The organism is Pseudomonas donghuensis, from assembly GCF_000696345.2.
GTDB classification, from domain to species: Bacteria; Pseudomonadota; Gammaproteobacteria; order Pseudomonadales; family Pseudomonadaceae; genus Aquipseudomonas; species Aquipseudomonas donghuensis.
The window spans coordinates 3,432,168-3,447,006 of record NZ_CP071706.1 but is presented as its reverse complement, the minus strand read 5'-3'; the positions used below and the strand labels follow the sequence as shown (position 1 = coordinate 3,447,006).

The window sequence follows — 14,839 nt, the reverse complement described above, 5'->3', positions numbered from 1 at the left end:
GGTCACATCCGGAAAATGCCGAAACGGCTTTGTTCGATCGGTGCGTTGAGGGCCGCAGACAACGCCAGGCCCAGGATCTCGCGGGTTTGCGCCGGGTCGATGACACCGTCGTCCCACAGCCGCGCACTGGAGTAGTAGGGGTGGCCCTGATGCTCGTACTGATCGAGGATCGGTTGCTTGAGGCGTGCTTCATCCTCGGCGCTGAAGGCGTGGCCGCTGCGTTCGCTCTGCTCGCGCTTGACCTGGGCGAGCACGCCGGCGGCCTGTTCGGCGCCCATCACGCCGATCCGCGCGTTGGGCCACATCCACAGGAAGCGCGGGTCGTAGGCGCGGCCGCACATGCCATAGTTACCGGCACCGAAGCTGCCGCCGATGATCACCGTGAACTTCGGCACCTGGGCGCAGGCCACGGCGGTGACCAGCTTGGCGCCGTGCTTGGCGATGCCGCCAGCCTCGTACTTCTGGCCAACCATGAAGCCGGTGATGTTCTGCAAGAACAGCAGGGGGATGCCACGCTGGCAGGCCAGTTCGATGAAGTGCGCGCCTTTTTGCGCCGCTTCCGCGAAGAGGATGCCGTTGTTGGCCAGGATCGCCACCGGGTATCCGTGCAAGTGGGCGAAGCCGCACACCAGGGTGGTGCCGAACAGCGCCTTGAATTCATCGAACACCGAGCCGTCGACCAGCCGCGCAATCACCTCGCGCACATCGAACGGCTGCTTGGCATCGGCCGGAACCACACCGTACAGCTCTTCGCTGCTGTACAGCGGCGCCACCGGGGCACGTTGCTGCAACTCGCCAAGCTTGTGCCAGTTGAGGTTGGCCACGCAGCGCCGGGCGATGGCCAGGGCGTGTTCGTCGTTGTCGGCATAGTGGTCGGCCACGCCGCTGGTCTTGCAGTGCACGTCGGCGCCGCCGAGGTCTTCGGCGCTGACCACTTCACCGGTGGCAGCCTTGACCAGCGGCGGGCCGGCGAGAAAGATCGTCGCCTGCTGGCGGACCATGATCGCTTCGTCGGCCATGGCGGGCACATAGGCGCCACCGGCGGTGCACGAGCCCATGACCACGGCGATCTGTGGAATGCCGAGGGCGCTCATGTTGGCCTGGTTGAAGAAGATCCGCCCGAAGTGCTCGCGGTCGGGGAACACTTCATCCTGGCGCGGCAGGTTGGCGCCGCCGGAGTCCACCAGGTACAGGCACGGCAGGCGGTTCTGCAGGGCGATGGCCTGGGCGCGCAGGTGTTTTTTCACCGTCAGCGGGTAGTAGGAGCCGCCTTTGACCGTGGCGTCGTTGGCGACGATCATGCATTCGACGCCTTCGACCCGGCCGATGCCGGCGATCACACCAGCGGCCGGGACGTCTTCGCCGTACACCGCATGGGCGGCCAGCTGGCCGATTTCGAGGAACGGCGAGCCGGCGTCGAGCAGGTGGTCGATCCGATCGCGCGGCAGCAGTTTGCCCCGCGAGGTGTGCCGCTCCTGGGCCTTGGGCCCGCCGCCCTGGTGAACCTGGGCGATCAGGCTGCGCAAGGCGTTGACCTGTTCAAGCATGGCCGCGCTGTTGGTGGCGAACTCCGCCGAGCGTGGGTTGATCTGGGTGTGCAAGGTAGCCATGGCGCGATTCCTTGTGCTCAGCGGGTTTCGTTGAACAATTCGCGGCCGATCAGCATCCGGCGGATCTCACTGGTACCGGCGCCGATCTCGTAGAGCTTGGCGTCACGCAGCAGGCGACCGGCCGGGAACTCGTTGATGTAGCCGTTGCCCCCCAGGATCTGGATCGCCTCAAGGGCCATCTGGGTGGCGCGCTCGGCGGTATAGAGGATGACCCCGGCGGCGTCCTTGCGCGTGGTTTCGGCGCGATCACAGGCCTGGGCCACGGCGTACAGGTAGGCGCGGCCGGCGTTGAGCTGGGTGTACATGTCGGCGATCTTGCCCTGGATCAGCTGGAACTCGCCGATGCTCTGGCCGAACTGCTTGCGGTCGTGGATGTAGGGTACGACCAGGTCCATGCAGGCTTGCATGATCCCGGTCGGGCCGCCGGAAAGCACTACGCGTTCGTAGTCCAGGCCGCTCATCAGCACTTTTACGCCGCCGTTGAGCACACCGAGGATGTTCTCTTTGGGCACTTCGACGTTGTCGAAGAACAGCTCGCAGGTGTTGGAGCCGCGCATGCCGAGCTTGTCGAACTTGTTGCTGCGGCTGAAGCCCTTCCAATCGCGCTCGACAATAAAGGCGGTGATGCCGTGGGCGCCTTTTTCCAGGTCGGTCTTGGCGTAGATCACATAGGTGTTGGCGTCGGGGCCGTTGGTGATCCAGGTCTTGCTGCCGTTGAGGACGAAATGGTCGCCGCGCTGTTCGGCGCGCAGTTTCATCGACACCACGTCGGAGCCGGCGTTGGGTTCGCTCATGGCCAGGGCGCCAATGTGCTCGCCGCTGATCAGCTTGGGCAGGTACTTGGCTTTCTGCTCGGCGTTGCCGTTGCGGTTGATCTGGTTGACGCAGAGGTTGGAGTGGGCGCCGTAGGAGAGGGCGACCGAGGCCGAGCCGCGGCTGATTTCTTCCATGGCCACCACGTGGGCCAGGTAGCCAAGACCGGCGCCGCCGTATTCTTCCGGGACGGTGATGCCGAGCAGGCCCATGTCGCCGAACTTGCGCCACATGTCGGCGGGGAACAGGTTGTCCTGGTCGATCTGCGCGGCGCGCGGCGCCAGTTCAGCGGCGACGAAGGACTGGACCTGGTCGCGGAGCATGTCGATGGTTTCGCCCAGGGCGAAGTTCAGGGTCGGATAACGCATGCTGGCACCTTCTATTTGTTCTTGGATCAGGGTGTGGTGTCTGCCCTCATCGCTGGCAAGCCAGCTCCCACAAGTAGCGAGTGCACCGAACACTGTGGGAGCTGGCTTGCCAGCGATGGGCTTGTAACCTTTACGTTAACGTAAACCTGCCGCCCGATGCTGTCAATCTCGTCATGACCTTTACGTTAACGTAAATTTGGGCCAGAGTAAGACCCGCTTGAGTCAGCTCCCAGAACAACCACAAAAAGGGACCGCCATGAATCAACCGAGCTATACCCAGGGCCGCCAGGACAAGCCGTTGCTGGCCATGACCATCGGCCAGGCGTTTGACCGGACCGTGTCGCGTTTTGCCACGCGGGAGGCACTGGTGGTGCGCCACCAGCACCAGCGTTATACCTGGCAGTCGCTGGCCGCCAGCGTCGACCTGCATGCCCGGGCGCTAATGGCGCTAGGGCTGAAAACCGGCGATCGCTTAGGAATCTGGGCCCCCAACTGTGCGCAGTGGTGCATTGCCCAGTTCGCCAGTGCCAAGATCGGCGTGATCCTCGTCAACATCAACCCGGCCTACCGCACCAGCGAGCTTGAGTATGTACTCAAACAGTCCGGCTGCCAGTGGTTGATCAGCGCCGGTGCCTTCAAAACCTCCGATTACCACGCCATGCTCGGTGAATTGCTGCCGGACCTGGCCCGGCAAACACCAGGGCAACTGCGCAGTGAGCGCTTGCCGGAGCTGCGCGGGCTGATCAGCCTCGACCTGCAGCCGCCGGCGGGCTTTCTGCCCTGGGATCGTCTGGCCGAGCTTGCCAGTGAAACCGAACCGGCCGAGTTCCAGGCCCGTCAGCAAAGCCTGCAGTTCGACCAGCCGGTGAACATCCAGTACACCTCCGGCACCACCGGCTTCCCCAAGGGCGCCACGCTCAGCCACTACAACATCCTCAACAATGGCTACATGGTCGGCGAGAGCCTGGGCCTTGACGAGCACGACCGCATGGTGATCCCGGTGCCGCTGTACCATTGCTTCGGCATGGTCATGGGCAACCTCGGTTGCATCACCCATGGCAGTACCATGATCTACCCCAACGACGCTTTCGATCCGCTGCTGACCCTCAGTTGCGTGGCTGAAGAGCAGGCCACCACCCTGTACGGTGTGCCGACCATGTTCATCGCCATGCTCGACCACCCGCAGCGGCCGGAGATGGACCTGTCGAGCCTGCGCACCGGGATCATGGCCGGCGCCACGTGCCCGATCGAGGTGATGCGCCGGGTGATCGGCGAGATGCACATGAGCGAGGTGCAGATCGCCTACGGCATGACCGAAACCAGCCCGGTGTCGATGCAGACCGGTCCCGATGACGACCTGGAACTGCGCGTGACCACGGTCGGGCGGACCCAGCCGCAACTGGAGAGCAAGATCATCGATGAACAGGGCTGCATTGTGCCGCGCGGGCAGATTGGCGAGCTGTGCACCCGCGGTTACAGCGTCATGCTCGGTTACTGGGGCAATCCGGCTGCCACCAGCGAAGCTATCGACCCGGCGGGCTGGATGCACACCGGCGACCTGGCGACCATGAACGAGGCAGGCTATGTGTGCATTGCCGGGCGCAACAAGGACATGATCATTCGCGGTGGCGAGAACATCTATCCGCGAGAGCTCGAGGAGTTCTTCTTCACTCACCCGGCGGTGGCGGATGTGCAGGTGATCGGTATTCCCGATGAGCGCTATGGCGAGGAGATCGTCGCCTGGATCAAGTTTCACCCCGGCCACAGCGCCAGCGAGATCGAACTGCAACAGTGGTGCAAGAGCCGCATTGCCCACTTCAAGACTCCGCGCTACTACCGCTTTGTCGAGGAGTTCCCGATGACGGTGACGGGCAAAGTGCAGAAGTTTCGCATGCGTGAGATCAGCATTGCAGAGCTGATCAAGCGCTGAATTTTTCGCGGGGCAAGCCCGCTCCTACAGATTGTAGGAGCGGGCTTGCCCCGCGATGTCTACGCTTTCACCGGCGGCTCGTTACTCGGCGAGTCGCCCACGGTGGGCGGCACCGTCGGTTTGACCGGCACCGATGGGAATGTGCATGACCTGCTCAGGATTCCTACCCTGGCCTTGGCCAATTGCTGATTTTTTTTGAACCCCAAGCCGCGCCCCCGCTCGAACCTTTACCGTCACTTCATAACGGAGCAATGTTCGATGACCCGCGATGAGCCCTTCGAAACCGACCGCATGCCCTCGGCGAGCGACCACCCGGACCAGGCCCTGAGCCTGTCCCAGGCCTTGCTCGAACCGCGGATCGTGATCGAGAACACCGTGCCGGTACTCGATGGCGGACTGTTTGCGGTCAAGGCGGTGGTGGGCGAGCCGGTGCAGGTCAGCAGCAAGGTCTATGCCGATGGCCATGATGCCCTGGCGGTGATGCTCAACTGGCGCCAGGCCCATAGCCGGCGCTGGCATTGCGTGCCGATGCAGTTTGCCGGCAATGACCTGTGGCAGGCCGAATTCACCGTCAGCGAGCAGGGCCGCCACCTGTTCAGCATCGAGGCCTGGATCGACCCGTTCGCCACCTATTGCCATGACCTGGAGAAGAAATTCAACGCCGGTGTCGCGGTGCCACTGGAGCTGCAGGAAGGGCAGCTGCTGGTCAAGCACAATATCGGTCGCAGCAGAGGCCCCTTGCGCGACCAGCTGCAGGCCTTGCACCAGCAGCTGCCGGGCCTGCCCGCCGATGAGCAGGTGGCCTTGCTGCTGCACCCGGACACCGCGCTGTTGATGGCCGAGGCCGAGCATCGTACCTACCTCAGTCGCAGCCCCGAATACCCGCTGGAAGTCGAACGCCTCCAGGCGCAGTTCGCCAGTTGGTACGAGCTGTTTCCCCGTTCGATCACCGATGACCCTGAGCGACATGGCACCTTCAATGATGTGCACGAACGCCTGCCAATGATCCGCGACATGGGCTTTGACGTATTGTACTTCCCGCCCATTCACCCCATTGGCGTGCGCTACCGCAAGGGCCGCAACAACGCCTTGCAGGCCGAGCCGGATGACCCGGGCAGCCCTTATGCGATTGGCGGCGCCGAAGGCGGGCACGAGGCGATTCACCCGCAACTGGGCAGCCGCGAGGATTTTCGCCGGCTGGTGGCTGCCGCTGCCGAGCATGGCCTGGAAATCGCCCTGGACTTTGCCATCCAGTGCTCCCAGGACCACCCCTGGCTCAAGGAGCACCCGGGCTGGTTCTCCTGGCGCCCGGACGGCAGCATCCGCTACGCCGAGAACCCGCCGAAAAAATACCAGGACATCGTCAGCGTCGACTTCTACGCCGCCGATTCGGTACCGGCCTTGTGGCTGGCCCTGCGCGACGTGGTCGTGGGCTGGGTGAAGGAGGGGGTCAAGACCTTCCGGGTCGACAACCCGCACACCAAGCCCTTGCCGTTCTGGCACTGGCTGATTGCCAATGTGCGCAGCCAGTACCCAGAGGTCATCTTCCTCGCCGAAGCCTTCACCAAGCCTGCGATGATGGCGCGCCTGGGCAAGGTCGGCTATTCCCAGAGCTATAGCTACTTCACCTGGCGCAACACCAAGGCCGAGCTGCAAAGCTATTTTGAAGAGCTCAACCAGCCGCCGTGGTGCTACTGCTACCGGCCGAACTTCTTCGTCAACACGCCGGACATCAACCCGTACTTTCTGCATGAGTCCGGGCGCGCCGGGTTTCTCATCCGCGCCGCCCTGGCGACCATGGGGTCGGGCCTCTGGGGCATGTACTCGGGCTTCGAGCTGTGCGAGGCGACGCCGGTGCCGGGCAAGGAGGAGTACCTGGATTCGGAGAAGTACCAGATCCGCCCGCGGGACTTCACCCAGCCCGGCAACATCATTGCCGAAATCGCCCAGCTCAACCGCATTCGCCGGCAGAACCCGGCCTTGCACACCCACCTGGGCGTGGCCTTCTATCACGCCTGGAACGACAACATCCTGTACTTCGGCAAACGCACCGCCCAGCGCGACAACTTCGTCCTCATCGCTGTCAGCCTCGACCCGCACAACGCCCAGGAAGCGCATTTCGAACTGCCGCTGTGGGAGCTGGGGCTGGACGACAATGCCGATACCTTCGGTGAAGACCTGATGAGCGGCCATCGCTGGACCTGGCACGGCAAGACCCAATGGATGCGCATCGAGCCCTGGCATCTGCCGTTTGGAATCTGGCGTATCGAAAAAGCCCACTAGAAAGGAGTCGAGCATGGCCAAGCGCATCCGCCCAGCCGCCTTTATCGATGATCCGCTGTGGTACAAGGACGCGATCATCTACCAGGTACACGTCAAGTCCTTCTTCGACTCCAACAACGACGGCATCGGTGACTTCCCCGGCCTGATCGCCAAACTCGACTACATCGCCGAGCTTGGAGTCAACACCCTGTGGCTGCTGCCGTTCTACCCCTCGCCACGCCGTGACGATGGCTACGACATCGCCGAGTACAAGGCGGTGCACCCCGACTACGGCACCCTGGCCGACGTCAAGCGCTTCATCGCCCAGGCGCACACGCGCGGCTTGCGGGTGATCACCGAGCTTGTCATCAACCATACCTCCGACCAGCACCCGTGGTTCCAGAAGGCCCGCCACGCCAAGCCCGGGAGCAAGGCCCGGGACTTTTATGTGTGGTCCGACAGCGACCAGAAGTACGACGGCACGCGGATCATCTTCCTCGACAGCGAGAAATCCAACTGGACCTGGGACCCGGTGGCCGGCCAGTACTTCTGGCACCGCTTCTACTCGCACCAGCCGGACCTCAACTTCGACAACCCGCAGGTGCTCAAGGCGGTGCTTGGGGTGATGCGCTACTGGCTCGACCTGGGCGTCGACGGCCTGCGCCTGGACGCCATCCCTTACCTGATCGAGCGTGACGGCAGCAACAACGAGAACCTGCCCGAAACCCACCAGGTGCTGAAAAAGATCCGCGCCGAAATCGACGCCAACTACCCCGACCGCATGCTCCTGGCCGAGGCCAATCAATGGCCGGAAGACACCCAGCTGTACTTTGGCGAAGGGCAGGGCGATGAGTGCCATATGGCCTTTCACTTCCCGTTGATGCCGCGCATGTACATGGCCGTGGCCCAGGAAGACCGCTTTCCAATTACCGATATCCTGCGCCAGACCCCGGAGATTCCGAGCAACTGCCAGTGGGCGATCTTCTTGCGCAACCATGATGAGCTGACCCTGGAAATGGTCACCGACCGTGAGCGCGACTACCTGTGGAACTACTACGCCGAGGACCGCCGGGCGCGGATCAACCTCGGTATTCGCCGCCGCCTGGCGCCGCTGCTGCAACGCGACCGGCGCCGGGTCGAGCTGTTGTGCAGCCTGCTGCTGTCGATGCCCGGCACCCCGACCCTGTATTACGGCGACGAGATCGGCATGGGTGACAACATCTACCTGGGGGACCGCGACGGTGTGCGCACACCCATGCAGTGGTCGATCGACCGCAATGGCGGTTTCTCCCGCGCGGACCCGGCGCGCCTGGTGCTGCCGCCGATCATGGACCCGCTGTACGGCTTCCAGTCGGTCAACGTCGAAGCCCAGGCCCATGATCCGCACTCGCTGCTGAACTGGAACCGGCGCTTGCTGGCGGTGCGCAAGCAGCAGAAGGCCTTTGGCCGCGGCACGCTGAAAATGCTGTCGCCGAGCAACCGGCGGATCCTGGCCTATCTGCGCGAGTACACCGGCACCGATGGCAAGACCGAGATCATCCTCTGCGTGGCCAACGTCTCGCGCGCCGCACAAGCGGCAGAGCTCGAACTTCAGCAGTATGCCGACAAGGTGCCGGTGGAGATGCTCGGCGGCAGTGCCTTTCCGCCGATCGGCCAGTTGCCGTTCCTGCTGACCTTGCCGCCCTATGGCTTTTACTGGTTCCTGCTGGCTGACAAGGATCAGATGCCCAGTTGGCACGTCGAGCCGGCCCAGAGCCTGCCGGAGTTCACTACGCTGGTGTTGAAAAAGCGTATGGAGGAACTGCTGGAGGCGCCGTCGCGGGCCACCCTGCAAGACAGTGTGTTGCCGCAGTACCTGCCCAAGCGCCGTTGGTTTGCCGGCAAGGAAACCGTGATCGAGCACGTGCAGATCGCCTATGGCGTGCGCTTCGGCGCGCCCACCAGCCCGGTGTTGCTCAGCGAGATCGTGGTGCAGGGCGGCGGTCGGAGCAGTCGCTATCAACTGCCGTTCGGCCTGATCGCCGAAGAGCACCTCAACAGCCCGGCGCCGCAGCAGCTGGCCTTGGCGCGGGTTCGCCGCGGTCGCCAGGTGGGCTTGATTACCGACGGTTTTGTCCTGGAAAGTTTCGTGCGCGCGGTGCTTGCCGGCTGCAAGGATGGCCTGCGCTTGCCGTGCGGCGAAGGTGAGCTGCGTTTCGAGGCCAGCGGGCAACTGGCGGCCTTGAACCTGGGGGAGGACGCTCAAGTGCGCTACCTGAGCGCCGAGCAGTCCAACAGCTCGGTGGTGGTCGGTGGCAGCCTGGTGCTCAAGCTGATCCGCCGGGTCAACCCCGGGGTGCACCCGGAGCTCGAAATGAGCGCCTACCTGAGCGCCGCCGGCTTTGCCAACATTTCGCCGCTGCTGGCGTGGGTGAGCCGCGTGGATGATCAGGCGCAGCCGCACCTGCTGATGATCGCCCAGGGCTACCTGAGCAACCAGGGCGACGCCTGGGACTGGACCCAGAACAACCTGGAACGGGCCATTCGTGACGAGATGGAGCCTTCGAGCAAGGACCAGGACGTGCACACCGATGCCCTGCAGGACCTGGCCGATTTCGCCGCCTTGCTGGGGCAGCGCCTGGGTGAGATGCACCTGCTGCTGGCCGCGCCCAGCGCAGATCCTGCGTTCCAGCCGCGGGCCAGCAACCGGCGCGACAGCCAGGCCTGGAACAAGCACATCAGCGCCCAGCTGAGCCGCGCCCTGGACTTGCTGCAGGAACACCGCGCCAGCCTCGACAGCGACAGCCAGGCCCTGGTCGACGACCTGCAACAGCAGCGCAAGCGCCTGCTCGAGCACATTGGCGAACTGAGCAAGCAGGCGCTGGGCGGGCTGCTGATGCGTGTGCACGGCGACCTGCACCTGGGCCAGGTGTTGGTGGTCCAGGGCGACGCCTACCTGATCGATTTCGAGGGTGAGCCGGCGCGGCCGCTGCAACAGCGGCGGGCCAAACACAGCCCGTACAAGGATGTCAGCGGCGTGCTGCGCTCCTTCGACTATGCTGCAGCGATGGTGCTGCGCAGTGCTTCTGCTGTCGACCTTTCCGAGGCTGCCCGTCAGGCCCGTCAACGTGTTGCCCGCCGTTACCTGCACCAGGCCCGGCATGCCTTCATCGAAGCCTATGGCCTGGCCAGCGCGGCCATGCCCCATGCCTGGGAGCACGGCGACGGCGAGCAGGCGGCGCTGGCGTTGTTCACGCTCGAGAAGGCCGCCTATGAAATCCTCTACGAAGCCGAGAACCGTCCGCATTGGCTGGCTGTGCCTTTGCATGGCCTGCATGGTCTGATCAGTACCTGGGGAGAGCAGTAAATGACTCAACGCAAGCGCGAGGAAGGCGGGCTGGGGCAGCGTGATATCAACGCCCTGGTAAACGCCAAACACGCCGACCCGTTCGCGGTGCTCGGTCCGCACCCGGATGGTGCCGGAGGCCAGTTTGTCCGCGCCTATTTGCCCAATGCCCTGAACGTGCGGGTGTTGGCGCGCGACGACAGCCGTGTCCTGGCCGTGCTGGAGCAGGGCCCGGTACCGGGGTTGTTCATCACCCGTCTGGCGGAGCAACAGCCGTACCTGTTGCAGATCAACTGGGCCGGCGGTGAGCAGGTCACCGAAGACCCTTACAGCTTCGGGCCGGTGCTCGGCGACATGGACCTTTATCTGTTCGCCGAGGGCAATCATCGCGACCTGTCCGGGGCCATGGGCGCGCAATCGGTGAAGGTCGAAGGCGTCGACGGCGTGCGCTTTTCAGTGTGGGCACCGAATGCCCGGCGGGTGTCGGTGGTGGGTGATTTCAACAATTGGGACGGGCGCCGACACCCCATGCGCCTGCGCCACCCGTCCGGGGTCTGGGAGCTGTTCGTGCCGCGCCTGCAGGCCGGCGAAGCTTACAAGTATGAAGTGCTCGGGCGCGAAGGCATCCTGCCGCTCAAGGCCGACCCGCTGGCTCGCGCTACGGAACTGCCGCCAAGCACCGCCTCGAGGGTCGCAGGTCCCCTGGCCCACGACTGGCAGGACCAGGACTGGATGCAGCAGCGTGGCGAGCGCCAGGCCACCCATGCGCCGCTGTCGATCTACGAGCTGCACGCTGGCTCCTGGCAATGCGAGCTGGACGACAACGGCGAAGTGGCGCGTTTTTACAACTGGCGCGAACTGGCCGAGCGCCTGGTGCCTTATATCCTGCAGCTGGGCTTTACCCATATCGAGCTGATGCCGATCATGGAGCACCCCTTTGGCGGCTCCTGGGGCTATCAACCGCTGTCGATGTTCGCGCCCACCGCGCGCTATGGCACGGCCGAGGATTTTGCCGCCTTTATCGACGCCTGCCACCAGGCGCGCATCGGCGTGATCCTTGATTGGGTGCCGGCGCATTTCCCCACCGACAGCCACGGCCTGGTGCGTTTCGACGGCACCGCGCTGTACGAGTACGACAACCCGCTGGAGGGCTTCCATCAGGACTGGGATACGCTGATCTACAACCTCGGCCGTACCGAAGTGCACGGCTTCATGCTGGCTTCGGCGCTGCACTGGCTCAAGCACTTTCATATCGATGGCCTGCGGGTGGATGCTGTCGCCTCGATGCTCTACCGCGATTATTCACGCAAGGCCGGGGAGTGGGTGCCCAACCGCCATGGCGGGCGCGAGAACCTCGAAGCCATCGACTTTTTGCGTCACCTCAACGACGTGGTGGCGCTGGAAGCCCCCGGTGCCCTGGTGATCGCCGAAGAGTCCACGGCCTGGCCGGGCGTCAGCCAGCCGACCCAGCAGGGCGGCCTGGGCTTTGCCTACAAGTGGAACATGGGCTGGATGCACGACACCTTGCACTACATCCAGAACGACCCGATCCATCGCACCTATCACCACAACGAGATGAGCTTCGGCCTGATCTATGCCTATTCCGAGCATTTCATCCTGCCGATCTCCCATGACGAAGTGGTGCACGGCAAGCACTCGCTGATCGACAAGATGCCCGGCGATCGCTGGCAGAAGTTCGCCAACCTGCGCGCCTACCTGACCTTCATGTGGACCCATCCGGGCAAGAAGCTGCTGTTCATGGGCTGCGAGTTCGGCCAGTGGCGCGAGTGGAACCACGACAGCGAGCTGGACTGGTATCTGCTCAAGTACCCCGAGCACCTGGGCGTGCAGCGCCTGGTCAGCGACCTCAACCGCCTGTACCGCGAAGAGCGTGCCTTGCACGAGCAGGACTGCCTGCCCCAGGGCTTTCAATGGTTGATTGGCGATGATGCACACAACAGCGTCTATGCCTGGCTGCGCTGGAGCGCTGACGGCGAGCCGCTGCTGGTGGTGGCCAACTTCACCCCGGTGCCGCGCGAGGGTTATCGCATCGGTGTGCCGTTTGGTGAGCGCTGGGCCGAGGTGTTCAACAGCGATGCCGAGGGCTATGCCGGGTCCAATTACGGCAACCTTGGTGAAGTGGCCAGCCAGGCGTTGCCCAGCCATGGCCAGCCGTTGTCGCTGGGGTTGAACCTGCCGCCGTTGGGGGTGTTGATCCTGCGACCGCAGTGATTGCCATCGCCGGCAAGGCCGGCTCCCACAAAGGGCCTGCATGCAGCGAACCTGTGGGAGCTGGCCTTGCCAGCGATCGAGCGCGAAGCGCTCGCATCACCACCGTATCCTGATCCCCAGGTTGCCGATCAGCCCGTTCAGGTCATTGTCATCGACATTGCTGCTGTAATCGGCACTGACAAACAGCGCCACCTTTGGCGTTACCCGTGCCACCAGGCCCAAGCCCAGTTCGACCGTGGCGGAATTGCGCCCGCTGCTGATCTTGTCGACCTTGTCCAGGCTCAGGGTGTCGGCGTTGGAGAAGTCATACCAGACGTTGGTGCGCACGAACGGTTCGATCGGCATGCCGCGTACGTTGTAATGCGCAGACAACTTGGCACCGACCCGGCCGGTCCAGTTCGGTTGCTGGTCGAACGCCTCTTGGGTGTCGGTCTGGGTCTGGCTGCCCGGAAAGTACTGCTGGTTGATCAACTGTGCTTGCGGCTCGAGGGTCCAGTTGTTACCCAGGCTGATGGGGTAGCCACCTTCGACCGACAGGGTCAGGGCATGGCCGTTGCCATCCAGGCGCTGGCCGGTTTCGCTGCGGCCATTGATATCGAAGCGCGTGCCCATGGCCACGGCATCCAGGTGCCAGCCCTGATCGTGGGTCATGCTCCAGTACACACCCAGGCTTTGTCCGTCGAGGTTGAGGACGCTTTCCTTGTTGCCGACCTGGGGTTTGCGCAGGCCGTCAAAACCGCTTTGCAGGTTGCTGTGGCCGACAAAGAAACCGGCACGGTGAGTATTGCCGCCACTGGTTTCACGAATGAACAGGTCCGGGCTGATCTGCAGGCTCTGGTTCGATATGCCGAGGTTGTCGACTTCCGGGCTCGGGGTGCGGACCGGGGTCGGGAAAAACTGCGCCCACTGGCTGGCGATAGGGTCGGTCGCGGCCGGGGCGTGGCGCTCGGCCAGGCGCTCGGAAAACGCCCCGAGGGTGCTCAGGCCCAGGCCGCTGGTGCTGACCGGGTTGAGCGAGAGTACAGGCTGAGCCTGCACCAGGTTGCTGAACGGTTCGTTATCCTCCAGGCCCAATGCATGGGTTTCCAACGGGGTTGCCAGTAGCAGCGACGTGGAAACCGCATAGAAAACATACTCAAAGCCCGTAGGATTCGGAGTTTTTTTCATAGCGGATATCCTCTGTTTTCATAGCCAGGGTTCTGGCCTGATGTCACGGGCTGTAAGGCAAAACCAGAGGGCGACCCAAACCAGCAAACCGGTCCCTGCCGCGCGCTGAAAAGCGCGCGCTAGAGGCTCGGAATGGAATCTGCAATTGCTGCATTACTTCTAGCTAAGGAGAGGAGCGGGCGGGCGTCAAGAAAGCGTGAAATAACTGTTATCAAACTATTAGTGGTGGCAATACATTGAAATAAAACAAAAATTCACATTCGATAGCCGCAACTGCTCTTTCCAGCGTCGCGGCTATGCCGAATGATTGCTAAAGCTGCACTTCCACCGCCAATGGCAGATGATCGGAGAGGTGGCTCCAGGGCTTGTTGCCGAGGATTTGCGGGGCATGGCTATTGGCGTTGCGCAGGTAGATGCGGTCCAGGCGCAACAGCGGCAGGCGCGCGGGGTACGTGCGGGCGAGCAGGCCATGATGGCGCTCGAAGGCTTCGTGCAGGTCGCGGTGCAGGTTGAGGGTGCGATTGCCACGCAGTTGCCAGTCGTTAAAGTCGCCGGCGATGATCACCGGGGCATCGGCCGGCAGCGAATCGAGCAGCCGGCGCAGCAACTGCAGCTGTTGTTGCCGATGGCTTTCGAGCAACGACAGGTGCACGCAAATGGCATGCACCTCGCGCTGTCCGGGTACATCCAGCACGCAATGGAGCAAACCGCGGCGCTCGGGGCCGGTAATCGACACGTCGAGATTACGGTGCTCGATGATCGGGTACTTGGACAACAGCGCATTGCCGTGATGGCCGTCCGGGTACACGGCGTTGCGACCGTAGGCGAAATCGCTCCACATACTGTCGGCCAGAAATTCGTACTGCGAAGTCGGCGGCCAACTGGCGTAGCGTGCGGCATGCCGGTCGTGGGAACCGAGCACTTCCTGAAGAAACACAATGTCGGCGCGGGTACTGCGCACCGCTTCGCGCAGTTCGGGGAGGATGAAGCGGCGGTTAAAGGCGGTAAAACCCTTGTGGGTGTTGACGGTCAGCACCTGCAGGCGCTTGACCGCTGCAGCCTGGCGGGCGGTGGCTGTGTGGCGGGTGTCCGATTCAGCGCTCACGGTGACTCCTGTTCGACCCATCTATAG

General features: G+C 63.5%; 9 protein-coding genes. 5 read left to right on the top strand and 4 right to left on the bottom strand.

The window, feature by feature from the left end; all coding sequences use genetic code 11:
• Positions 1 to 2 precede the first annotated feature (2 nt).
• A complete protein-coding gene (locus BV82_RS15925; RefSeq protein WP_036995204.1) occupies positions 3 to 1,610 on the bottom strand; it encodes a carboxyl transferase domain-containing protein in 1,608 nt (535 codons plus the stop codon).
• 17 nt (positions 1,611 to 1,627) lie between these two features.
• Positions 1,628 to 2,791 (bottom strand): isovaleryl-CoA dehydrogenase, encoded by a 1,164-nt coding sequence (locus tag BV82_RS15920; RefSeq protein WP_010223751.1) that lies wholly within the window; start codon positions 2,789 to 2,791, stop codon positions 1,628 to 1,630.
• Between the two features lie 256 nt (positions 2,792 to 3,047).
• Between BV82_RS15920 and BV82_RS15915 the strand changes: the two genes are divergently transcribed.
• The 5 genes from BV82_RS15915 (at position 3,048) to glgB (ending at position 12,540) form a co-directional block, all read left to right on the top strand.
• Positions 3,048 to 4,721, top strand: coding sequence for an AMP-binding protein (locus BV82_RS15915; RefSeq protein ID WP_036995203.1), 1,674 nt, complete (start codon positions 3,048 to 3,050; stop codon positions 4,719 to 4,721).
• 45 nt (positions 4,722 to 4,766) lie between these two features.
• Positions 4,767 to 4,910, top strand: coding sequence for a hypothetical protein (locus BV82_RS15910; RefSeq protein ID WP_158467532.1), 144 nt, complete (start codon positions 4,767 to 4,769; stop codon positions 4,908 to 4,910).
• Positions 4,911 to 4,979: 69 nt separating this feature from the next.
• Positions 4,980 to 7,004, top strand: a complete 2,025-nt coding sequence (locus tag BV82_RS15905) for an alpha-1,4-glucan--maltose-1-phosphate maltosyltransferase (protein ID WP_036995202.1) — start codon at positions 4,980 to 4,982, stop codon at positions 7,002 to 7,004.
• 13 nt (positions 7,005 to 7,017) lie between these two features.
• Positions 7,018 to 10,329: a maltose alpha-D-glucosyltransferase gene (gene treS / locus BV82_RS15900; protein WP_036995201.1), complete on the top strand. Its 3,312-nt coding sequence runs from the start codon at positions 7,018 to 7,020 to the stop codon at positions 10,327 to 10,329.
• A complete protein-coding gene (gene glgB / locus BV82_RS15895) occupies positions 10,330 to 12,540 on the top strand; it encodes a 1,4-alpha-glucan branching protein GlgB (RefSeq protein WP_036995200.1) in 2,211 nt (736 codons plus the stop codon).
• A 96-nt stretch (positions 12,541 to 12,636) separates the two neighbouring features.
• Here glgB and BV82_RS15890 read toward each other — a convergent pair whose 3' ends face one another.
• Both BV82_RS15890 and BV82_RS15885 read right to left on the bottom strand, forming a co-directional pair.
• Positions 12,637 to 13,707 carry an autotransporter domain-containing protein gene (locus BV82_RS15890; protein ID WP_036995199.1) on the bottom strand — a complete coding sequence of 357 codons (1,071 nt, stop codon included), beginning with the start codon at positions 13,705 to 13,707 and terminating at the stop codon, positions 12,637 to 12,639.
• A 310-nt stretch (positions 13,708 to 14,017) separates the two neighbouring features.
• Positions 14,018 to 14,833, bottom strand: a complete 816-nt coding sequence (locus BV82_RS15885; RefSeq protein ID WP_249684659.1) for an endonuclease/exonuclease/phosphatase family protein — start codon at positions 14,831 to 14,833, stop codon at positions 14,018 to 14,020.
• Positions 14,834 to 14,839 lie beyond the last annotated feature (6 nt).

Bases quoted from the DNA above. Each gene is read 5' to 3' on its own strand.
- BV82_RS15890 (WP_036995199.1), bottom strand. From the start codon at position 13,707: ATGAAAAAAACTCCGAATCCTACGGGCTTTGAGTATGTTTTCTATGCG.
- BV82_RS15885 (WP_249684659.1), bottom strand. From the start codon at position 14,833: ATGGGTCGAACAGGAGTCACCGTGAGCGCTGAATCGGACACCCGCCAC.
- BV82_RS15915 (WP_036995203.1), top strand. From the start codon at position 3,048: ATGAATCAACCGAGCTATACCCAGGGCCGCCAGGACAAGCCGTTGCTG.
- BV82_RS15925 (WP_036995204.1), bottom strand. From the start codon at position 1,610: ATGGCTACCTTGCACACCCAGATCAACCCACGCTCGGCGGAGTTCGCC.
- glgB (WP_036995200.1), top strand. From the start codon at position 10,330: ATGACTCAACGCAAGCGCGAGGAAGGCGGGCTGGGGCAGCGTGATATC.
- BV82_RS15905 (WP_036995202.1), top strand. From the start codon at position 4,980: ATGACCCGCGATGAGCCCTTCGAAACCGACCGCATGCCCTCGGCGAGC.
- treS (WP_036995201.1), top strand. From the start codon at position 7,018: ATGGCCAAGCGCATCCGCCCAGCCGCCTTTATCGATGATCCGCTGTGG.
- BV82_RS15920 (WP_010223751.1), bottom strand. From the start codon at position 2,791: ATGCGTTATCCGACCCTGAACTTCGCCCTGGGCGAAACCATCGACATG.